The sequence below is a fragment of the Algoriphagus zhangzhouensis genome (assembly GCF_900148515.1).
Classification (GTDB): Bacteria; Bacteroidota; Bacteroidia; order Cytophagales; family Cyclobacteriaceae; genus Algoriphagus; species Algoriphagus zhangzhouensis.
In genome coordinates, this window is sequence record NZ_FRXN01000005.1 from 270,074 (window position 1) to 292,771 (window position 22,698).

Below are 22,698 nucleotides of genomic sequence, written 5' to 3' on the forward strand. Positions count from 1 at the left end.
TTTTGGAACAGCGTAAATCAGGGACTTTGATCGTCAAGCTCGAAGGAGGGCTAGGGAATCAATTTTATCAATATGCATCAGCTAAAGCAATAGCAAGGAACAGCGGAAGCAAATTCTTGGTGTTGTCAAGAATGGATTCACCCAATGATTCCAGACGTCACAATCATTTAGGTCTCTTTAAGATTAGAACTCCCTTAGTCAATAGAGCTAAGAGCTTCATGTTGAGACTGATGTTTGTAAATAAATGGGGGCTAGGCAAAAAGTTAAGGAAATTCGCCAAAAAGCAGGGACTAAGTTTAGTACATGATCCTGAGAATGGATTTTACCCAAATATTTTAGATGGGATTTCTGGAAATATTTTGCTTCTAGGCTACTGGCAGAGTTACAGGTATTTCGAGGACATAAAAGAAGAAATAAAGGAAGAGTTTCAATTAAAAGAGTCTCCAAGTGATTCCATGAATATTTCATTCCTAAAGGAGATCCAAGACTCAGAATCTGTTGCTTTACATATTAGAAGAGGAGATTATGTAAATGACCCCTATTTTTTGGAAAATTTCGGTACATGTTCTTTATCCTACTATCAAAATGCAATAAAGTATATTACTGATAAAGTAAAAGATCCACATTTTTACGTGTTTTCAGACGACCCAGAGTGGGTAAAAAGTAATTTGAAGATTGATTTCCCTCATACATTTGTCACTCATAATTTAGGGAAAAGTGATTATGAGGATTTTCGATTGATGCATTCCTGTCACCATTTTATTGTAGCTAATAGTTCATTTAGCTGGTGGTCTGCTTGGTTGGGTAGCAGGGAGGATAAAATTGTCATTTGTCCAGATCCTTGGTTTGCAAAAGACCCAATGAAATTGGAAGACCGAGTTCCTAATGCTTGGATAAAAATTAAGGCATAGAGTTTTTCGGGATTGGTGTCCAATTTACTTATTCAAATGAAAAAAAAGAAAATTGTTTATTTAGGGAATCAGCTTCTGCAAAAAGGTCTAAATCCCACTTCGATTGATACTTTGGGCAGCAAGTTGGAGGAACTTTTTGATGTTGAGAAAGCTTCTGCCAGAAATTCATTTTTTTCTAGAATTTTTGACATGTGGCAGACTGTTTTCAAAAATAGAAAAGTCTGCCAAGTCGTATTAATAGATACTTATTCGACCTTGGCATTTCACTTTGCCTGGACATCAGGTTATTTGTGCAAATTGCTTGGTATACCTTATATACCAATTCTTCATGGAGGGAATTTGGGAGATAGGATGAAACAATCTCCTTATTTGTTTCAGAGATATTTAAAAAATGCATTTCAGGTTGTCTCTCCTTCTTATTTTTTGAAAGAGGCATTGGAAAATCCCAGCCAAGTTTCTATCAAAGTAATTCCTAACCTTCTGGAAATTGAGAAATACCCTTTTTCAGTCCCTGTAAATCAGGGTAACCTTGTTTTAATTTGGTTGAGGGCTTTTGCTGATATTTATAGACCAGAAAATGCAATTAAGGTTGTAGATTTCTTGAAAAAGCGAGGTCATGAGGGTGTTCAGCTATTCATGATTGGGCCAGACAAAGACGGTACTATGGAACCGTGTCAAAAATTAGTGAAGAAATTAGGGCTTGAGAGGAATGTTCAATTCATGGGTAGAATGAAAAGAGAAGATTGGATTCCAATAGCTAGAAAAGGAAATATATTTATCAATACTACTTCGGTTGATAATATGCCTGTAAGTTTATTAGAGATGATGGCCTTGGGGATTCCTATCGTAAGTACCTCTGTTGGAGGGATTCCATACGTCATAAAAGATGGAGAGAATGGTATGTTGGTGAAAGTTGATGACATAGAATCTATGGGGAATACGATCTTAAACTTATGGAATGACCCAAGAAAGCAATATAGTATTTCGATCAAAGGGCGACAAACTGCTGAGAGTTGCGCATGGAGCCATGTCAAAGAAAGCTGGGGTGAATTAATATCTCAGTTGGAAAATGATTCCAATTGAACAAACAATAGATATTTAGGAAGTTTTATTAAACTAGTTGCATTTACATGTCATTGGATAATTTGAATCCGATAATTCGGAAAACCCAATCCAGATTAAGTCCAGAGGAATTTCACCATGTTGTTAACGTGGTGTTTCATGATTTTGAGTCTGAAGATTATGACCAAATACACAAGGATATGTGGGAGGTCTTGTTGCAGCAGTTTAACTTGCTAACCAGTGATTTTTCAGCATCGATGGAGGGGAAAACCAAGATCACACTTTTGGATATTGGTTGTGGTACAGGGCTCGGTACAGAGTTATTTCTTGCGACGGAATTAGGTAAGAAAGTTGATAAGGTGATTCTAGTAGATGTTTCTTCCAAAATGATGGAAAAGGCTTTGGAAAGAAGCCAATCTTGGGGTGTTGAGCTGGAATCTTTCGTTGGAAAAATCAATGAAGTAAACTTAAAAGCTGACATAATTCTTACCTCTTCAGTTCTTCATCATATTCCAAATTTGGAGGAGTTTTTCAAAGATGTCATTCAGAGGTTAAATCAAGGTGGAGTTTTCATGCATATTCATGACCCGAACGGAGATCAATTACATAACCCTGCCTTAATCAAAAGAAGGAATGAAATCGCTAGCCATGATAAAGTCACCAATGTTTACCAATGGTTGAATAGTTCTGAAATTCTAAAGTCAATTTTTCACAGAGTTAATCGAATCAGAGGAAGGTATAATCATATTGATCTGGTTAATAATGCTCTTCTGGAAAAGGGAGTGATTAAGAAAAGAATGAACGCCAAAGAAATTTGGAGTATCACTGATATCCATGTGGAAGGGTTACCATATTCCAAAAAGAAAGGGATTTTATTATCTGAAATGAAAACAATGCTTTCTCCATTAGAATTGGTTGGGCAAAGATCCTATGGCTTTTATGGACGATTGGGTTTCGAACTTGATAAAGAATATACTGATCTAGAACAAAATTTAATTAAAAGTGGTAGCAAAGAAGGTAGGTATCTAGCTGCTGCCTGGAAAAAGAACTAAGTGCTTTGAAATCAGAAAACCGAGAATCTTTAGATAAGAAATAATGAAGGAAGTTTTAAAACCTCATGTTTTTCATATTGGAATTCCTAAATCAGGAAGTACGAGTATTCAAGAGGTGCTTGAGAATGATTCAAGGCTAAAGTTAACTAGATCTAGATTTTTTACTGGTGCTGAGTGGTGGGCTAAAGATACAATACTCAAAGAGGCTGATTTCCCTATAATAGAATCAAATGAGACCCTTATTAGTGGAGGTTATCAGAAAGTAAAATTTTCTCAAGTTGTAGCACGGTTTCATAAAACTAATCCAAATGCGGATATCATTATTGTTTTGAGAAACCAACCAAAGGCTATTATGTCTATGTATAAGTTCCACATAGTCAATGCCTTTTGGGGAGTGAAGTCTTTTAGAAATTGGTTGTTTCACACTGATTTGGGGATGGATTATCTTAGCATTTGTTTTTATGGAGATATCCTCAAAACATTGATGGCCTATTACCCTAAGGAACAAATCAAAGTTCTATTATTTGAGGAGCTTAAAAAGAATCCTAGTTCTTTTTATACCAAGTTTTATAAATCCTTGGGCTTAGAGTTTGAATGCACTGAATTTCCCCTTCAAAACCAAAATTCATTTTCTGAAGGACAGCTTTATACTTTAACAAAACTTAATCGTTTTGCAATTTTTTCGAGGAAATCAGAAAGTAGGTTTTATCATCGGATAGGACATCGGATTGAGCAACGAATCAAGTTTAGCTTGATCAAGATTTTCCGTTTAACTCCTAGGAAGGATTTTTTTAGTTGGGATACGATTCCTGGGAAACTTAAGATCTTCAACGAATTCAAAAAAACCAATCAGGAAATAGTCGATTTGGGTTTTGTTAGTAAAGAAGAGCTACAAGCCAATGGTTACTTACTTCCTTGAGAAAAGTTGGAAATTAATTTTCAGAAGATTTACAGAAAATACAGTCTACCTGTAGCATTTTTCCATTTTTGGGATTAGAAAAAGAGAGATCTGTCTCGAGAGAAAAAATCTCAAACCCCAACTCTTCCATATAAGAAATCATTTCAAAAAAAGTAGGTTCATTCCTATACAAAGGTTCAAAAGATAATTCGAGCTGAACCACCTTTACTTTTTCAAGGATAGCTCTCCCCCCTTCAAGTATATTTTTTTCGTATCCCTGGGTATCAATTTTTAGCATTAAATGATCTCCAGGAGAAAGCAGTTCATCCTGCATTTGATCAAGGGCTTTCACCTGCACCTTTTCTTTTCCTACAAATTTAGAATCTGGAGCATTTTCAATGCTTAAAGGAAGAATTTCGAGCAATGAGCTGCTTTTGGAATTCAAGGAGATATTAATGTGTGCTGTCCGGTCTATATCCCCCAAGGCTAATTGAATACAGTTCCATTTAGAATCTTTAGCGCACTTTTTTTCGAGAAATGAATAGGCCAAATCAGTAGGCTCAAAAGATATAATTTCCCCCTCATAGCCCATTTCTCTAAGTTCTTTTCCATACGACCCGGTATTAGCTCCCACATCCAATACTTTATTGATTTGAAAATTACGCATGATTTTCAACCTTCTTTTCTTATCAGGCTCAGGGAATTTCCCGATTTTCAATCCGAATTTTTTTAAAATTTTTTGAAGGGTATTTGTTATAATCATATAAACAGTAGGGAATTGAATAAAAGTTGTTTAAGAGGAAAAAGTTAATTTTTAATATTTTCTTCGAAGATTTTAATTAAATGAGTTTTGAAGATCTTCCTTTTTCATTCCATGGAAAGGATAGCTTCAAAGGTCTCCTCTAAATTTAAAATCATATTCGAATTTAAATGGATTTTGGGATTCTCAAACTCATTTTGAGAATAATAATAGCCAAGTCCTAGTTCGGAGGCAAGTGTGAAAAAACAATTATTTGTAGTGTCTCCTCTGAATCGGAATTCCATTACTTTGCTACCACTACTCATGTAGAGCATGTTGGTCAATCCTGCACCATGCATGCTTACCAAATGGGAAGCTTCACTCATTAAAAGAATCTGATCTCGGAGCCCATAATCCTCGAAATGATGAATTTCATACCCAAATTCTTCGAGTTTAGAAATTAGTTCAACCTCATTGACAATTCTTCTTTTAGAGGCTTTCATTCTGGATATATAAATTTTCCTTTTTTGAGTTGGTGAAGGGGAAAACTCTTGGCGAACTCGATTGATAATTTGAGTATGATAGTTGAAACTTGGAGCTGTTCTTTGGTAGGAAATCAATTCACCCACCGTTAATTTAACGTCACTTGAAATATAAAAGGGCTGGTAGCCCAAAATCTCTAATGAATCTTTGATATAGGAATACCCTTTCAGGCGCTCAGGAATAAAAATTTTATAATCTTTGAAATTTCCTTGAAGGGCGACCAATCTAGGGATTGATTCTGTCATCCAATGGAAATAGTTGTGAGCCCAGTTATCAGAGATCCAAATTGCTTTTTGGATAAATTTGCCAGGTTTGAATAAAAGTGGAAGACGCTTGATTTTTGCTTTTTTACTCCAAGGGCTGGAATGACTCAAATGATCCATAAATTGGAACTTTTGCCAGATCCAAATGGTCTCGTCTATTACAATGGCTAATGAAAGGGAAACGGCTTCACTTGAGTTGATTTCTCTAGAAAGCTCATTCTCAAATAAATTCAAATCCTTCTCCTTGAAGTTTAGAGGAAGAGTTCTTTCTGACCGATAAGCGGGTAATTTGGGGATTTCGGATAGTGACAGCCTCATTATTTTTTTTCGGATCGGGTAAGGTGTTTTTTATAGTTAGTATACAGGCTAAAGAATAAAAACCTGTAGTATGAAAAAGACTGAAAAGGATTCTCTTTAAGTTTTTTAAATAAAATTCTAAACCCTTTTCGGAATTCTTGAATTGAAAAATAGCTAAACTCATCATACCAAGATTTGTACCAGAGATGTGCTGCATAGCTATTGGGACCTATATAGGATTGAAATGTTGCAAGGACATTTTTCTCTGAATAAGGAACTGGATAAAAATAGGTAGGAGGATAAACGGTCAACCCTAGATAGGTGCTTATTTTTTCTGGGTTCAGTTCCTTCATGTATTCTTGAAAAATAGGAGTAACAACTGAAGTAATCACTTTGAAATCTTTGGCTCCAAATAAAGGAGTATATGCATCTAATATTTTTTGTAAAAGAGGATGTCCTGGCTCCACTCCTATAATTGCAGTATTAATATGTGTATGGTCTTCAAACCCTGCAAAGCAGGAATGTTCTAATAATGGATCAAGGGATTTTAATAGAAGCATGTCTGTGTCCAAATAGATGCCGCCATGAATATATAAAGCTCTGAATCTTACATAATCAGCAACAAAAGCGTACTTTTTCTCTGATAAGGCTTTTTTTAGCCAAGGGTTATCAAATTCTGTATTGCTTTCGTCCCATCGAATAAATTCATATCCTTTTAGATGATTGGTCCATGAGTCGATACATGTTGAAATCAGCTCAGGGTATTCTTGATGGCCATACCAGCAATAATGTATCTTCTTGGGTATCATTTGATTATGAGAGAGCTGATTGGGTGAAAAAAATGAAGCGTTCTTTTCAAAATGGCTCTATTTAATTTAACTTAACTGACCAGTATTGGATAGTTTTAGAATATGGTCTTTGCAACGAAGACCTTGGTGTTTTGTATTAATTGAAAGTAAATAATTTTTAAGATGAAAATCCAATTTAAATTTAATGGAATAATCCAGCTTGAAGGCGATTTTGAAGGAGTGCCACAAGAACTTTTAGAAAAAGTAGTGCCTGCAACAGGAGTTATTTCTTTAGATAATCAAGAGTATCAGCAAGTTGAAATTTTAGAGGAAGAAACCTCAGATTTTAATCCCTATTTTAAATTTTTAGAAAATTTATCCATTGAAGGAGCAAAAATAACCTCCTCACATCCTGTTTTTTCCAAAGAGGACTTAGGAAAAGAGTTTTGTGGATTATTTGCTCATAAAAATCCGGATACACCTGATAAAGACTCTTATTTTCCTGGAATAGTGGGGAGTAGATATTCAAAAATCATAAAAGTGGTTTCTCCAAAGGAAATAGTGACTGATTTTGAATACAATACGGGATCCACTTTCGGGTATGTGTTTCAGGACAATTCCAAAGTCTTTTATGAAAAACTAAAATTGGGGGGGAGAATAGATTTTCCAGAAGGGGTACTCGTTATCAAAGATCTCGTGAAAACTGACTTAAATAAGGATACTTATTTGGTTGGACATGCAAAAGGCAGCAGCTTAATGTTTGGAGTCGAGGATTATTTTAGATATACCACGGATCCACAACAAAAATTTGATACCGTCCTTTTTGATTTGGGAGATAGGTCACTAAATTTTGCCTCTTATAATGTGAATTTTCTTCCTCCTTGTAGGATTGTTAAATGTACAGAATCCTATTTTCCAAGGTTGTTTACTAATACAAGGAAGTCTAATCAGAAACTCAGAGTAGCGATCATAAATTGTGATACGACTCTAAATCAAAGAAACCCCATGTGTAATTCCTTCGGATTTGGACTTGGGTTTATTTATGATTCAGACAATGTTTTTTACCTAAAGAATTTTAAAAATAGAGGAGGGTCATTTACTGATTTCAAAGTGCCAGATGGAGGAAAGCTTTGGCTGGTATTGGAGAATGTTCAACTTGATTTTGAAAATAAAAAAGATTTTCAGACAACTTATTTTCTTTCAAAAATCAGATTTACTAAGGATAGTAAAGGTTTGCCTCAGCACCCTTCTTATCCTGAATATGTAGCTGAAACTACTGATTCCAGCTTTTATTTTTTCAATAATCAGTTTTATGCAAGAGGATGGAACAACCGTCTAAATATGATCCATATTGATCGCTTTGTTTTTTTACTGCCTTCAGCCCAATATTTTAAGAATATTCATGATCCAATTTTTGGAGGTTGTGAAAATTGGAGAATTTCAGATCTATTGACTCAGACTATGACCGGTTCAAAGGTTATGATTTTTAATATTCCTGAAAAAGGAAAAAAATATTGGGTTCAAAAAAGTAACAATGATACAATAAGAACTTTTGTGAACTGGTCCGAAATTCAAGGGAAAACGGTTCATGAGGTCAATGTTCCAGAGAATGGTCAACTAGTTGAATTACAACCAGGGGATATTTTTGAAATCAGTGGAGAAGACTACAAGGTATTAATGAAAGAAAGGGGAGAGTATCCAACCATGCCAAGTGGCTATCAAGAATTCAATAGAGGAGAGGAAAGTCAATACATTTTTGCCAATTGCAAGCTAGATAAGTCCTTGCCTGAAGGAGAGATATTTGAAATTTTGATAAAGAAATCCTGTTCTGAATATTTATTAGATGGCAAGGAAAGACCGGCCTATTTCATGTACAAGGGCAATAGCCAAATAGCTCTCACAGAAGATACCCAATTTGGCAACGATCAGGTATTGTACACCGCAGGAATTGGACATTTAAGCTATAATCATAAGGAAATTGGCTTCTGGGCGAAGGATACCGTTCACAATGGATTTTACAGACAAAGCTCAGGAAAAGGTCAAAGTCCAGGATATACAATGATAAATTCTGAAGGGTTTGGAGGAGAGTTTCATCCAGATGTACCCGTTAAGAATTCTGGTGAACTACCGGAAGTAGTCCAAGAATATATGGCTGAATTAGAGAATATGGATATTTTTCCAAATAAAATATAAGCAGAGGAAATGGAATGAATATCTTTGGTTTTTAATAATCCATTAATAGACCATATCCATTGGAGCCTCTAGAAATCCTCAATATTCCAAATTATTATTCTTCCTATTATTTATTCGGTTTTTCTCAAAGATTTGACCTTAAGTATAGACCGGAAAATCGATTTGAACGCTTTAATAATAGACCTTTTTTGATTTTCAGGTATAAGGGGAAAATAGGTGTGATTGACAATAATGACCCTCACGGAACGAAGCCTGATTTGTATGACGCGGTCGATTTATATTTTGTTACCAATAAGCTAAAAGGGAATCCGAATTACGAGCAGAGTAAGATTAGGCCTCTTTTTCCTCATTACCCGATCAATATTTTGGGTCTATATCTGAGAACTTTTGGTGTGAGCTTAATTAAGAAAGTTCCTCTCAAGAAATTGATCCATCAATTGCATATTCTACGAAAGCGTCCAGTTTTTAGCATGGATAAGAAAAGCTATTCCTTCCATAATTACGTTTTCTTTTCATCAAACTTATGGAAAAAAGAACCACTAACTAATCAAATCAGAGCTGACTTTATGCAAGCTTGTCAAGAGGATGAAAGAATCAACTTTGAAGGAGGTTTTGTGAAAAGAGGGGATGGAGATGCAATGGGTTTTTCTGATTTTGTTAGTGAAAAGATATATCCTCCGAAGGTCTTTTCAGACTTGAGTTCAAAAACGTTATTTGCGCTGAATAATCCTGCAGTCTTAGGGGCCGTCAGCTGGAGACTTGCCGAGTATCTTTCTTCAGGAACTTTTGTCATCAGTTATCCAGAGGCGATAGAATTGCCGGTTGCAATGGAGCATGGAAAAGAAATTCATTACGTTGAAAAGTCAAATGATTTTAAAGAAGTTTTTGATTTGATTTTTGATACCCCGGATTACCATCATGCAATTTCGATTGGTGCAAGAGCCTATTTTGAGAAATACTGTACTCCTCAAGCACAGGTACAATATGTACTTGAAATTCTAGTGGGCTCAAATTAAAATAATTACCTGATTCAATATTTTTAGAAACATTCCCAATCTTCGTTTCAAAGAAGGATAAGGGTTGTATATTTGTTACCGTACCAAATTGGATAGTTTGGCTTAGGATTTGTGAATGTGAAGAAAGCAAATCAGTGAATATTCTGGTCCTTTTCAATTTTGAAAAACGCGTTACTAATAATTTTCTTCTTTGCTTTTAGCTTGACTACCAGTCTAGTAAAGGCACAGGTATCTATTCCTAGAGCTGGTTTTCCTTATTGTGAACCGTTTACAGGGACTGCTTCAGATCTTAGACCAGAAACAATTCTTGGAGGAACTCCAAATTTAGCGTCTGTTGGTGGTGGAAGTTTGGTTTTGACTGAAGCACAACCTTATCAGGCGGGTTACATGTATATTGATATCCCATTTTCAATTGAATATGGGGTAAAAGTTTCCTTTGAATATTCTAGTTACGGTGCTACGGTTTCTGGAGGAGGAGCTGATGGGTTTAGTTTTTTTATGTTTGATGCACAATATGGAGAGGTGTCAAATGGAAGCCCTTTTCAATTTCAAACAGGTGGTTTTGGAGGTTCTTTGGGTTATGCACCTATCCAACAAAATCCTTCTGCAGTAAACCCTAGTCCGCCCTATTTTCCTGGGCTAACAGGTGGATTCATTGGGATTGGATTTGATGAATGGGGAAATTTTGTTCGTGATTCAGAGGCTAGAGGTTCGGGACTCCCGGATAATGCCTCGAATGCTCCTTACTACACTTATCCTCATACCATTTCAATTAGAGGCCCTGAAAATCCTGGTGGAGCCTATGCCCCCTATCCTTTTTTAGGGAATAGTTTGGCCTCAGATTATGTAGTGGATGTTGTAGATGAGCATTCATTTGAGATAGATATCAATGGGAATAATGCTGTCTGGAATTGCAATGATTCTGACTATAGAAAAGTATTAATCGATCTGGAACCAGTTTTTGATGGTGCTGGAAATCCAACAGGAGCCTATAAGATTTCCCTTCAAATGAATGTTGGAGGGACTGTTTATACCATTTTTGATCAATTGGATTATAGTTTTCCTAATGTTCCAGAAAATATTAAGATTGGATTTGCTGCTTCAACGGGTCAGAATACAAACTTCCATGAGATTAGAAATTTGGAAGTCGATGTTTCTACTATTAATGAGGTAGGAAAGCCTGTAGTTTCTCCGGCAGACAGAAGAACTTGTGTCGGAGAGGAACTTACGATCTTGATTGACGATGTTGAGCTAAAGCAAGGGGCGACTTTTATTCAGTGTGTGCAGTTGTATGATCCAGCTTTACTAAATAGCCCAAGTCCGCCATGGGAAAATATAACCAATAATGATCCAAATATAGATTGTGGGCCTGCGGGTATCTGTAATCAGTGTTCCGATGGGAATTTAGAATATGAAGTTCCAGGAAAAGGTACTTTTTATATTACTCCTTTGGGAGATTTGGAATACGATGCTAGTGGAAATTTAATATCTGGGATCAATGATATTGAAGTGACATTTGTTCCTGTCCCAGGAGCGACAGGTGAGGCAAGTGTTATCTATACTGTTCAAGATAATTACAGTTTGATTTCCGAGCCGGCTCTAATAACAGTTACTATTAATCCAATTCCTGAAATTACGGCTACTGAGGTAAGTAATCCTACTTGTGACGGACAAGATGATGGACAAATTCGAGTTGAATTGGACCAACTTTTAGATGGGGCTACTTTTCGATGGTTATGGGACGGGAACCCAATCACAACAGAGGCTCCTATTCCGGGAATTGTGGATGGGAAAGCAGAATTGATTCTTACCAATGTAAACTTAGGGTCCTACAGATTGGAAGTGTTTAATCCATTGAATGATGGGGAGGGAGGTTCTTGCCCTAACTTGTTGGATGAAATCGTTGTTTCTCAGCAAAATGGTACACCAGTCGAATTAGAGCCTTTTGATACGGATATTTGTGAAGGAACTCCCGCAACTATAACACCATTTCTAGACCCCGAATTTAATCCAGATAATTTGCCAGTACCTTTTAAATGGTATACCAGTGCAGATAGATCTGGGGGAGCTTTACCAACATCTGGTTCTTCAACCATTGATGGAGTAAACATTGATGTTCAGATTGCTTCTGATGGAACACTTTCAGTAGAAGGATTAATTGCCGATGGATTAAATCCTAAAACGTATACTTTTTATGTTGAAACATCCTTTGTCAACAATAATGGCTCTGGATCTGGAAATTTCTGCCCCTTCGTTGGTGATGTAATGTCTGAAGCAGTTATAACTGTTTATCCTGCCTTGTCAATTTCTGTAAATGAGACACCTGATTGGTGTAGAGACAGTAATGGACAAATTGAAATTGAGGCATTAGGTGGAAATGGAGATAAAACTTTTGTATTGTTTGATTCTGAAAATAATGAACTCGAAACGAAAATTGATCCAGCAAATGCTACTTTTTCGGGTTTATTGCCAGGGGATTATTTCGTTGAAATTGAAAGTGCAAATCCGACTTGTTTAGAATCTATTCCTGTAGAAATAAAAGGAGCAGAGGAGGAGTTGACTATAGCAGAAATAGCTAGAACCCCTACATCTTGCGATTTGGACAATGGTACATTTGAGTTAGAAGTAGCCGGTGGTAATGGAACACTGTCTGTTTCTAATTTAAGTATTAGTGGAGGAGTAGATAATGGAGTTTCTTACAATAGTTCCACCAATACCTACACCTATTCTGGCTTAGAACCTGGAGTAAATTATACTGTTACTGTAACAGATGAACAAAATTGTACTGCCTCTTTGAATTTTACATTGGATGAAATTCAGACTCCAGTTTTTGATGTTCAAACTCCTTCAAACCTTTGTGAAGATCAAGCTTCACTTGAATTTCAAGTAACCTATGATTTCTTTGAGGTAGCTGCTACTGCAGTTCCAGAATTCAATTGGTATGAAACAGAAACTGGCGGCTCACCATTGGGTAATGGGAATGGTCTGGGAGGTATGACACTTCAGATAGATAATGCAACTGGAGAGTTGATTCTCACTGATTTGGTTGATGGGGCCTATACGCTGTGGTTAGAAATGTCAGGACCTGATGCATGTAATTTGCCAAGGCTAGCGGTTGATTTTGAGGTTTTACCACTTCCTGATGCAGGAGAGCCTTTAGTTACTAATGTTTCGTGTAATGGAGGGACTGATGGAGAAATTCAAGCAGTATTACAATCAGGAAATCTAAGCGATTACTTATACCAATTAGAAAGAAATTCGACTGTAATTGTGCCGTTTGCTGATAATGGAGGAGAGTTTCTAAATGTTGAAGCTGGAGATTACACGATAAGAATTCAAAATAAAGTTTCCGGTTGTGAAATTGTAAGTCCTGAAGTAACGGTCATTGAACCTCCGCTATTAGAAATCAGCAATGGAGTAACAGTAGATCCAACTTGTCTTCAGGATAATGGGGTGATTAATTTTAGTGTATGGGGAGGAACCCCTGATTCCAATTCTAATTATGAAATCACCATCAATGGACAAGCCTTAAGTTCCTATGATTTTGCAGTCACGGTTGGTTCAGATGGAACGAATGAAATTCAGGTATCATCTTTAGCGGGAGGTGTTTATGATATTTCAATAAATGATTCCAGATCCTGTTCTGTATCTACTTCCATGACTATTGAAGCTCAAACTTTGCCGGTATATGAAGTTGAAGATCAGGAGATTTGTGTGAATGAGGTGGTTACATTTGATCCAGTGATTGTTGATGCAGGAAGTCCCGATGCAAACCCTGTGTTCAGATGGTATAAAGATGCTTCTGGAATTGATGAAGTAGTGAGTGGAGTAGATTCTGATTGGGGAATGACTTTCCAGGTAGACAGTAATACGGGTCAGTTGAACGTGACCGACCTTCAGCAGGATGGAGAATATACATTATATCTGAAACCAGATATTCTAAATGCTTGTGATTTTACTGCAATTCCAGTCTTATTGAAAGTCAACCCAATTCCAGCGGTTGATTTTGAAAGCGACCCGGTATCTTGTTTTGGAGGTTCGGATGGAGTGATCCGAGTGACTTCTGGTTCAGATCCTTCCTATACTTATACTTTAAACACAGGCGAGTCAAATACTACTGGTGAGTTCTCCGGCTTGGCTGCAGGTGACTATGAGGTAACTATTTCCGATGCAATTGGGTGTTCTTCTGTTTCGCAAATCACTGTCGTTGAGCCGCCAGTTTTAGAATTCAGCAATGGAGTAACAGTAGATCCAACCTGTCTTCAGGATAATGGGGTGATTAATTTTAGTGTATGGGGAGGAACCCCTGATTCCAATTCTAATTATGAAATCACCATCAATGGACAAGCCTTAAGTTCCTATGATTTTGCAGTCACGGTTGGTTCAGATGGAACGAATGAGATTCAGGTTTCATCTTTAGCGGGAGGTGTTTATGATATTTCAATAAATGATTCCAGATCCTGTTCTGTATCTACTTCCATGACTATTGAGGCTCAAACTCTGCCGGTATATGAAGTTGAAGATCAGGAGATTTGTGTGAATGAGGTTGCTACTTTCGATCCAGTGATTGTTGATGCAGGAAGTCCAGATGCAAACCCTGTGTTCAGATGGTATAAAGATGCTTCTGGAATTGATGAAGTAGTGAGCGGAGTAGATTCTGATTGGGGAATGACTTTCCAGGTAGACAGTAATACGGGTCAGTTGAACGTGACCGACCTTCAGCAGGATGGAGAATATACATTATATCTGAAACCAGATATTCTAAATGCTTGTGATTTTACAGCTATTCCAGTCTTATTGAAAGTCAAGCCAATTCCGGCGGTTGATTTTGAAAGCGACTCGGTATCTTGTTTTGGAGGTTCGGATGGAGTGATCCGAGTGACTTCTGGTTCAGATCCTTCCTATACTTATACTTTAAACACTGGCGAGTCAAATACTACTGGTGAGTTCTCCGGCTTGACTGCAGGAGACTATGAGGTAACTATTTCCGATGCAATTGGGTGTTCTTCTGTTTCTCAAATCACTGTCGTAGAGCCAGATGAATTACAAATTCTAGGGGTTGAAAAATTGGACCCTACTTGTGGTGATGATAATGGTGAAATAAAGTTTGAAATCTCGGGAGGTACATCTGATTATTTGATAACTATCAATGGTAGTTCCATTGAAAGCTACTCTTATCAGATTGCTGGATTAGTTTATACGGTTCAGGATTTATCTCCTGGTACTTATTCAGTTGGTGTAGTAGATGCGAATGGATGTGAAGTGCCTGAAAGTGAATTGTATACTTTAGTGAATAATGAGGGGATAGATATTCAGCCTGATCAGATGGAAGATTTAATCTGTGAGTCAGGAGTGGCAGTGCTTGATCCCAATATTACGATCCCTGCAGGCGCAAGTCCTGAATTGAGATGGTTCTTTGATGCTTCAGCCAGTCAGGAGATTTTTTCTAATTCTAGTCCTGCCTCTGACGGTAATATTTACCAGATTAATGGAACAGGTATTCTTTCTATTGAAAATCTTGCTGGGGGAACCTATACTTATTATTTGAGAATTGCAGGGCCAGGGATTTGTACCAAAATATTTGAGGCTAATGTATTGGTGAATGAAGCTATTGCAGCATCTCTGGAAATTGATCCGATTACATGTTTTGGTGAGTCAGACGGGGTAATCACTGTGGTAGATATTTCAGGAGGAAATGGTGAATTCGAATACAGCTTAGATGGAACAAATTGGCAAGCATCAAATCAATTTAGTGGATTGTCAGTTGGTGATTATCAGGTTCAAATAAGAGATAGTAGTTCTAGTAATGGCTGTACCTTTACAATTTCTGGAAATGTTGAAGGGCCTGAAGGAGCTATTTCGTCCAACAATCCTGATTTAATCCGAACAAGCTGTGATTTAGATAATGGAGCGGTAAGGAATTTAGAAATTACTGGAGGTTGGGGAGATTATGATTTTCAGTGGAGAAAAGATAACCCAATAGATGGTACTCTATTGAGTCAGGGTACGATTTCAGGAATTGAAGATCTGGCTACAGGCACATATTATCTGATTGTTCGTGATAGTGGTGGATGTGAGGAAGTGTTTGTCTTTGAAATAGAAGATGCCTCTGACCCAGTTTATGATGTGATACCTCCAGTTGAAAGTTGTTTTGGTGAGATTAATGAAATCCGACCAGTTCATTTAGCTCCAGATCCTTCTTTGCCTCCTGTGGCACCAACAGAGGTAAGATGGTATACCGGACCTGGCCAATCGGGACTTATTTCTAATGGACAGGATTCTACCGATCCATCAATTATCTACACTATCGATGATAGTGATTGGCTAAATCCTGCACTGGAAATTGAGAATTTACCTGTTGGGGTACACGATTTTTATTTCTATGTGGTTTGTACTGGTCAGGAAATTAAAATAGATATTGAAGTCTTTGATACTCCTGAAGTCGAAGTTGAAATCACTCCTGTAACTTGCTTCGGAGATAACAACGGAGGAATTCATGTTATTTCTGGTGATGATCCGAGTTACACTTATTCATTGGATGGTGGAGCTTCAATGTCACTTTCTGAATTGGAGAATATTAGTTTTGAAGTTGGATCCCATGAGTTGCAAGTTTGGACTCCTGCTGGATGTCCGCAAGTTATTCCTTTTGAAATTCAAGGGCCTACTGCTCCATTAGAATTGGAGAATCTGGAAGGAATCGATCCGGGTTGTGGAGCTTTAAACGGAAAGATTTTCGCAGATATTAAAGGTGGCTGGGCTCCATATACTGTTGAAGTATTTAAAAATGGAGTTTCCTTTGATGTTTTGGATGGTGTTGGAGCCGATCTTGAGGTGGATGGTTTGTCCTTGGGTGATTACTATTTGGTTATCAGCGATTCTGAAGGATGTAGCATTACAAGCCCTACTCTCACTTTGGTTGATGGACCTACACAAATTCTTGTAGATGATCAAATAATTTGTGAAGGTGAGTCGGTGATTTTTAGTCCTGTTTTAGACCCTCAGGTGTCATCGCCAACATTTATTTGGTCTTTTGATCCGCAAGGCAATAATTTGATACAGTCCAGTACTAGTCCAGCTTCTGATGGAATTATTTATGAAATTTCATCCAATGGAGAGTTAAAAGTAACGGGGCTTGGAGCCTCAAGTCAGCCTTATGTGTATTATGTAATTGCAGAAGGTCAAGGTGTTTGTTTGGGTTATCGAGCAGAACCAGAGGTGAAAGTGGTTGAAACTCCAACGGCTGTAGTAGCGGTTACTAATGAAGTTTGTTTTGGTGATGGAGGGATAATTGAAGTTCAAGCTTCTGGAGGCGATGGTACATATGAATACAGTATTGATGGTACAAACTTCCAAAGCTCCAATATCTTTAATGTTGAAACCGGAGTTTATGATGTGGTTGTGACTTCGGGTGCTGGATGTGCCTTTACGGTATCAAATGTAGAGGTTCTTGGTCCATCTGAGGCGATATCTATATCAGAATTAGAAGGGAAAAACAGTTCTTGTAACCTAGATAATGGTAGTATTAGTTTTACAATTTCTGGAGGATATGAAGTCTATTCGGTAAAAATATACAAGAATGGGAATAGCGTAGGTACCCAGCAAGTAGGTTCGGATGGTATTTTTATGATTGACGAATTGGGAATAGGAGAGTATTCTTTTGAAATTACTGATTTGGGAGGCTGTATTTATACTTTTGAAAGTCCAATGGAAGTTGTGGAGGAACCTACTCAAATCTTAACAGAAGACGATTATATATGTGAGGGAGAAATAGCAGTGTTGGAGCCAGAGGTGAATTCGAATAGTCCAAACGTGACATTTAGCTGGTTCTTTGATGCTGCAGGAAATCAACCTATAAATTCAGGTACGTCTAATGGAATATCCTATTCAATAGATTCGGATGGACTATTAGAAATTGAAGGATTGAGTAGCTCTAATAGCCCGCATTCCTATTATGTAATGGCAAATGGAATTGGAATTTGTGGTTTGGAACCTTTTGAAGTTAAAGTTCATGTTACTGAAATTCCGTCTTTAAGAGTCTCTAATCCATCAATTGTTTGTGATCCTACTGGAACAGTGGATTTAACACAGTTTATAGAGGGATTCAACCCAGGAGTTTATGATTACAATGTAATCAGTCCAAATGGTGCTGCCATGAGCATGAATGAGCTTGATCAAGTAGCTGTTTCAGGTGATTATATTGTGTCTAGCAGTGTGAAAGGTTCCAATTGTTGGAATGATAATCAAAGAATCCGGGTAGTTATTGCTGAAGAACTGTTGGTAGCCGATTTCGAGTATGTGGTTGATTTGGGGGGTGGTTTGATTTTTCCAAATGGAGAGATTCAAATATTGGAAGATGTTCAGTTTAATGATTTGTCCTTAGGAGATGTTGTGATTTGGAATTGGGACTTTGGAGATGGAGGACAAAGCTCAGAGCAAAATCCAATACACCAATATCAAAGAAAGGGAAGTTATACAGTGACCCTTACAACGATTGATTCAATTGGTTGTATGTCTGAATATCAAATTCAGGTAGAAGTATTTGATGACTACAATGTGATTATTCCAAATGCGTTTACTCCTGATAACGTTAAAAACCAATATTTCAAGCCAAAATATAGAGGCATAGCAAGTATGCATCTTTATATTTTCAATACTTGGGGAGAGTTGATTTTTGAGTCCAATTCCTTAGAAACTTTAGGTTGGGATGGAACTTTGAATGGAACTGACGTTCCAAATGGAAATTATGTTTATAGGGCTAAATTTACCTCAAGATCAGGTGAGGAATTCGAAAGAGCCGGAGTATTTATTTTAATTCGTTAAATGATTATAGCAGAAATAGGTCAGGCCCATGATGGTAGCCTAGGAAATGCGCATGCCTTTATTGATGCCTTGGCAAATACTGGTGTGGATGCTGTGAAATTTCAAACTCATATTGCAGAAGCTGAAAGTTCTCCCTTAGAGCCCTTTCGGGTTAAGTTTTCAAAACAAGATGAGACTAGGTTTGATTACTGGAAAAGGATGGAGTTTACTCCTGATCAATGGAAAGGACTTCGTGAACATTGTAAAGAAGTCGGGCTTCAATTTATTTCTTCCCCCTTCAGTATTGCTGCGGTAAACTTATTAGATTCCTTGGATATTGATGCCTTTAAGGTCGGCTCAGGAGAAGTGAAGAATTTTTTACTATTGGAAAAAATGGCCAAAACAGGCAAGCCTATTATCCTGAGCTCAGGGATGAGTTCCTACCATGAATTAAAAGAGAGCATTGATTTTATAAAAGGGTTTGGAAACAAGTATAGCGTCCTGCAATGTACGACTGCTTATCCTACTAGCCCTGAACAATGGGGATTAAATGTAATTTCTGAATTGAAGGAAAGATTTGATTGTACGGTCGGATTTTCTGATCATAGCGGTGATATCTTTGCCTGTCTAGCTGCAGCTTCATTGGGCGCTGAGGTTTTTGAATTTCATGTAGTGTTTGATAAAAGGCAATTTGGCCCAGATTCTCCTGCAAGTATTGAAATAGATCAAGTTGGCGTTCTTTGTAAAGGAATCAAGGATATCCAGGAAGCATTGAAGAACCCGATTGAAAAGAATGATATTCAAAAGTATGATTCATTGAAAACCATGTTTGGTAAATCATTATCCGTAAATAAAGATCTTGTTGCAGGACATATTCTTTCTGTTGAAGATTTGGAGTCTAAAAAACCAGGAGGAGTTGGAATTCCGGCAGATCAATTCAAACAAGTGTTGGGTAAAGAGTTGAGTGTATCGCTTAACAAGTGGGATTTTTTGAAGGAAGAGCATATTAAATAATAAGATGAAAAGAAAGATTTGTGTAGTGGTCACGGCCAGGCCCTCTTATTCTAGAATAAAAACAGCTTTATTGGCTATTAAAAACCATCCCAATCTCCAACTTCAACTAGTTTTGGCAGCATCTGCATTATTGGATAGGTATGGCAACGCAACTAAGTTTATTGAGGAAGATGGGTTTGAAATTACTGCCAAAGTTTTTAATGTTTTGGAAGGTGAGAACCTAACTGCTGCTGCAAAAACAACAGGTATCGGGATATTAGAGCTTTCTTCCGTTTTTGATAATATCAAGCCAGACATCGTTGTGACTATAGCAGATCGGTTTGAAACCATAGCTACGGCAATTGCAGCTAGTTATATGAATATTCCTTTGGCCCATATCCAAGGAGGTGAAGTGACAGGAAATATTGATGAGAAAGTTAGGCATTCCATAACCAAATTGGCAGATTATCATTTTGTGGCTTCGGAAGGTGCTTATGAAAGAGTAATTCGATTAGGTGAGAACCCTGAAATGGTTTTTAATACTGGATGTCCAAGTATTGATCTTGCCCACCACGTCAAACTCCAAGGAGAATTAGATTTCGATCCTATTACCAAATATGGTGGTGTTGGAGGGAATCCTGATATTAGAAATGGATATTGGGTCGTTATGCAGCATCCTGTTACCACTGAGGTTGGAAGTTCTAGAAAACATATTGAGGAAACTCTATATGCGATGATGGAATTGAATCAACCTGTTTTTTGGTTTTGGCCGAATGTTGATGCAGGTGCTGATGGTACAAGTACCGGGATACGTTCTTTCAGAGAAAAAAATAACTTGGAAAATTTTCATTTTTTCAAAAACATGAAGCCAAATGACTTTTTGAAGCTTTTAAATAATTGCAAAGGGTTAGTGGGGAATAGTAGTGTAGGGATCCGAGAATGTGCATACTTAGGAGTACCTGTTATAAATATTGGCTCTAGGCAAAATAAAAGAGAGCGTGGTAATAATGTTTGGGATGTCACATATGATCGAAACCAAATTAGAAACGCGGCAGTACAAATAGATGAATCTGCACGACCTGAAAGTTCAAATGTATATGGAGGGGGAGAAGCAGGAAAAATTATCGCACAGCAATTAAGTGAGCTACCTCTGATATTCCATAAAACCATTGCATATTAAAGTGATCTAGGTCATTGTCACTTTTGAAATTCATAGTATTAGTTCCTGAATCAATAAAAGTCTGTTTATTTTGTTTCATGTTTAAGTTCGATTTCTTAGAAATCTGAATTTTACATTTGATTTATATGATATTAACCCAACTAAATATCTTCTTAATTCTATTATTGGTGGCTTTGGTTTATTTGAAGTTGGCCAGAAAGTTTGGGATAATAGATGTACCAAATCAAAGATCCTCACATCGAGATAGTACTGTAAGAGGAGGTGGGATTTTAATTCCAGCAGCAGTGATTCTCTGGTGGTTAGTTTATGATTACCAGCATACTTGGATGGTTATTGGTTTGTTGTGGATTTCCTCGATCAGCTTTTTAGATGATATCTATGAGCTCTCAAAAAAACTAAGGTTTTCAGTTCAAATAATAGCCTTGGCTATGTGTTTCTATGATCTTGAATTATTCGATCATTTTAGTTTTTATACTTGGCCCATATTCTTTTTCATAGCCTTGGGGATAATTAATGCTGTGAATTTTATGGATGGGATCAATGGTATTTCAGGTTTATATGGAATTGTCTTTTTTGGAACCATTTTAGTTTTAGATGTTAAGGTTCAGTTCATAGATCCCGCTATGATCCATTATGTCCTGATGGCGTTAAGTGTATTTCTATTTTTTAATTTGAGAAAGAAGGCATTGATGTTTGCGGGTGACATTGGAAGTATTTCCATGGCATACATGATGATATTCTTGATGACTAAGTGGTATATAGCTACCCAAAGTTGGACAATAATCCTCTTGTTGATGGTTTATGGATTGGATGTTTTTTTGACGATGATCCAGCGATTTCGGAGAGGGGAAAGGATATTGGAACCTCATAGAAGTCATTTATATCAAAGGCTAGTCAATGAAAAGAAAATTCCACATATCCTTATTGCAATTATCTATGCCTTTCTTCAGGCTATCATAAACTATTTCTTATTCATCTCTCAGGAAAATAATCTTCCTGAGCCATTTTATGCGGCTCTCGTCTTGATTGTCTTTGGGTTGTGTTATTATCCTATTAAATATCAGGTAGAAAAGAATTATATTTGATTAGATCCATCTTTCTTCCTGATGAAACTCCTCAAAACTCTTGGCCTTTTACTGCTAGTTATTATTGCGGTTCCTCTGATTATTGGCTTTTTTTTGCCCAATGAATATGAAGTTAATGAAGAGATTGTAATTGACCTTCCAATCGATGAAGTATACGATTATGCAAAGCTGTTGGAAAACCAAAAAGAATATAGCAAATGGCAACTGACGGACCCTTCTATGGAGCATTACTTTGAAGGAGAAGATGGTACCGTTGGGTTTATTTCCGGTTGGAAAAGCGATAACCCAGATGTAGGATCAGGAGAACAAGAAATAGTCGGGATTACTCCGATGAAAAGGATCGATTACGAACTTCGTTTTTTGGAACCATTTGAATCTACGTCCAATGCATTTATGAGTTTTCAAAGAATGGGAGATAATCAAACCCAAGTAAATTGGGGCTTTGAAGGTGAAATGGGATACCCTATGAACTTAATGATTCCCTTAATGGGGATGGAAAAAATGATTTCAGATGATCTTCAGACAGGTCTTCAAAATTTAAAATCCCTGCTTGAGAAATAAGAGAAAAGTGAAAATAAAAAAAAGGCTTCAGGACACCCCGAAGCCTTTTTTGTTTAGGCATTGCCTGATTAAAACTTAACACTTCTCAAAGTTGCAACCTTTTAACTAAAGAAAAAATACCCTACATAGGGTATTTTTGACCTATTTTTAGAAAATAGTTGAATAAATATTTAGCCATGGTGACTAATTAATAAAAAATATAAGTATTTAGGTGATCTCTTAATTTGAGTAAAATTTTATAATTGAGAATTAAGATGTACTCTAGTTTTTACTCTTTGATCGTAAAAAAAATAGTCCATTTGCTTCAATTTGGCTGTT

The 22,698-nt window shown here is 37.0% G+C and carries 14 protein-coding genes and 1 pseudogene; 11 read left to right on the forward strand and 4 right to left on the reverse strand.

Annotation, left to right across the window (positions count from 1 at the left end; genetic code table 11):
- Positions 1-2 precede the first annotated feature (2 nt).
- From BUF13_RS17345 to BUF13_RS17360, 4 genes are read left to right on the forward strand one after another with little or no spacing between them, the layout of a single operon-like run.
- Positions 3-911, forward strand: coding sequence for an alpha-1,2-fucosyltransferase (locus tag BUF13_RS17345; RefSeq protein ID WP_166669849.1), 909 nt, complete (start codon positions 3-5; stop codon positions 909-911).
- 36 nt (positions 912-947) lie between these two features.
- Entirely contained in the window at positions 948-1,994 is a 1,047-nt protein-coding gene (locus BUF13_RS17350) for a glycosyltransferase family 4 protein (RefSeq protein WP_073573078.1), read from the forward strand.
- A gap of 47 nt (positions 1,995-2,041) precedes the next feature.
- A complete protein-coding gene (locus BUF13_RS17355) occupies positions 2,042-3,025 on the forward strand; it encodes a class I SAM-dependent DNA methyltransferase (protein ID WP_073573079.1) in 984 nt (327 codons plus the stop codon).
- Positions 3,026-3,068: 43 nt separating this feature from the next.
- Entirely contained in the window at positions 3,069-3,944 is an 876-nt protein-coding gene (locus BUF13_RS17360; RefSeq protein WP_073573080.1) for a sulfotransferase domain-containing protein, read from the forward strand.
- 13 nt (positions 3,945-3,957) lie between these two features.
- Here BUF13_RS17360 and BUF13_RS17365 read toward each other — a convergent pair whose 3' ends face one another.
- From BUF13_RS17365 to BUF13_RS20865, 4 genes and pseudogenes are all read right to left on the reverse strand, one after another.
- The gene (locus BUF13_RS17365) at positions 3,958-4,590 is read right to left on the reverse strand and encodes an FkbM family methyltransferase (protein ID WP_166669850.1); all 633 of its coding nucleotides are present in this window, start codon (positions 4,588-4,590) and stop codon (positions 3,958-3,960) included.
- Positions 4,591-4,790: 200 nt separating this feature from the next.
- Positions 4,791-5,786, reverse strand: coding sequence for a glycosyltransferase family 61 protein (locus BUF13_RS17370; protein WP_073573081.1), 996 nt, complete (start codon positions 5,784-5,786; stop codon positions 4,791-4,793).
- Positions 5,786-6,232: a hypothetical protein gene (locus BUF13_RS20860; RefSeq protein ID WP_342039405.1), complete on the reverse strand. Its 447-nt coding sequence runs from the start codon at positions 6,230-6,232 to the stop codon at positions 5,786-5,788. The genes BUF13_RS17370 and BUF13_RS20860 overlap by 1 nt, the downstream gene beginning before the upstream one ends.
- Before the next feature lie 42 nt (positions 6,233-6,274).
- Positions 6,275-6,610 (reverse strand): annotated as a pseudogene (locus tag BUF13_RS20865) (glycosyltransferase family 32 protein); the annotation flags it as partial.
- A gap of 126 nt (positions 6,611-6,736) precedes the next feature.
- Here BUF13_RS20865 and BUF13_RS17380 point away from each other — a divergent pair.
- From BUF13_RS17380 to BUF13_RS17410, 7 genes are all read left to right on the forward strand, one after another.
- Positions 6,737-8,746, forward strand: coding sequence for a hypothetical protein (locus BUF13_RS17380; protein ID WP_073573083.1), 2,010 nt, complete (start codon positions 6,737-6,739; stop codon positions 8,744-8,746).
- 59 nt (positions 8,747-8,805) lie between these two features.
- Positions 8,806-9,762, forward strand: coding sequence for a glycosyltransferase (locus tag BUF13_RS17385; protein ID WP_073573084.1), 957 nt, complete (start codon positions 8,806-8,808; stop codon positions 9,760-9,762).
- Between the two features lie 159 nt (positions 9,763-9,921).
- Entirely contained in the window at positions 9,922-18,582 is an 8,661-nt protein-coding gene (locus BUF13_RS17390) for a PKD domain-containing protein (RefSeq protein WP_139243098.1), read from the forward strand.
- Positions 18,583-19,575 (forward strand): N-acetylneuraminate synthase family protein, encoded by a 993-nt coding sequence (locus BUF13_RS17395; protein WP_073573086.1) that lies wholly within the window; start codon positions 18,583-18,585, stop codon positions 19,573-19,575.
- Positions 19,576-19,579: 4 nt separating this feature from the next.
- Positions 19,580-20,734 carry a UDP-N-acetylglucosamine 2-epimerase gene (gene neuC / locus BUF13_RS17400; protein ID WP_073573087.1) on the forward strand — a complete coding sequence of 385 codons (1,155 nt, stop codon included), beginning with the start codon at positions 19,580-19,582 and terminating at the stop codon, positions 20,732-20,734.
- A gap of 125 nt (positions 20,735-20,859) precedes the next feature.
- Complete coding sequence (locus BUF13_RS17405; RefSeq protein ID WP_073573088.1) at positions 20,860-21,819, forward strand: MraY family glycosyltransferase; 960 nt, start codon at positions 20,860-20,862, stop codon at positions 21,817-21,819.
- Between the two features lie 21 nt (positions 21,820-21,840).
- Positions 21,841-22,380 (forward strand): SRPBCC family protein, encoded by a 540-nt coding sequence (locus tag BUF13_RS17410; RefSeq protein ID WP_073573089.1) that lies wholly within the window; start codon positions 21,841-21,843, stop codon positions 22,378-22,380.
- Positions 22,381-22,698 lie beyond the last annotated feature (318 nt).

Bases quoted from the DNA above. Each gene is read 5' to 3' on its own strand.
- BUF13_RS17365 (WP_166669850.1), bottom strand. From the start codon at position 4,590: ATGCGTAATTTTCAAATCAATAAAGTATTGGATGTGGGAGCTAATACC.
- neuC (WP_073573087.1), top strand. From the start codon at position 19,580: ATGAAAAGAAAGATTTGTGTAGTGGTCACGGCCAGGCCCTCTTATTCT.
- BUF13_RS17355 (WP_073573079.1), top strand. From the start codon at position 2,042: ATGTCATTGGATAATTTGAATCCGATAATTCGGAAAACCCAATCCAGA.
- BUF13_RS17405 (WP_073573088.1), top strand. From the start codon at position 20,860: ATGATATTAACCCAACTAAATATCTTCTTAATTCTATTATTGGTGGCT.
- BUF13_RS17395 (WP_073573086.1), top strand. From the start codon at position 18,583: ATGATTATAGCAGAAATAGGTCAGGCCCATGATGGTAGCCTAGGAAAT.
- BUF13_RS17380 (WP_073573083.1), top strand. From the start codon at position 6,737: ATGAAAATCCAATTTAAATTTAATGGAATAATCCAGCTTGAAGGCGAT.
- BUF13_RS17350 (WP_073573078.1), top strand. From the start codon at position 948: ATGAAAAAAAAGAAAATTGTTTATTTAGGGAATCAGCTTCTGCAAAAA.
- BUF13_RS17410 (WP_073573089.1), top strand. From the start codon at position 21,841: ATGAAACTCCTCAAAACTCTTGGCCTTTTACTGCTAGTTATTATTGCG.
- BUF13_RS17360 (WP_073573080.1), top strand. From the start codon at position 3,069: ATGAAGGAAGTTTTAAAACCTCATGTTTTTCATATTGGAATTCCTAAA.
- BUF13_RS17370 (WP_073573081.1), bottom strand. From the start codon at position 5,786: ATGAGGCTGTCACTATCCGAAATCCCCAAATTACCCGCTTATCGGTCA.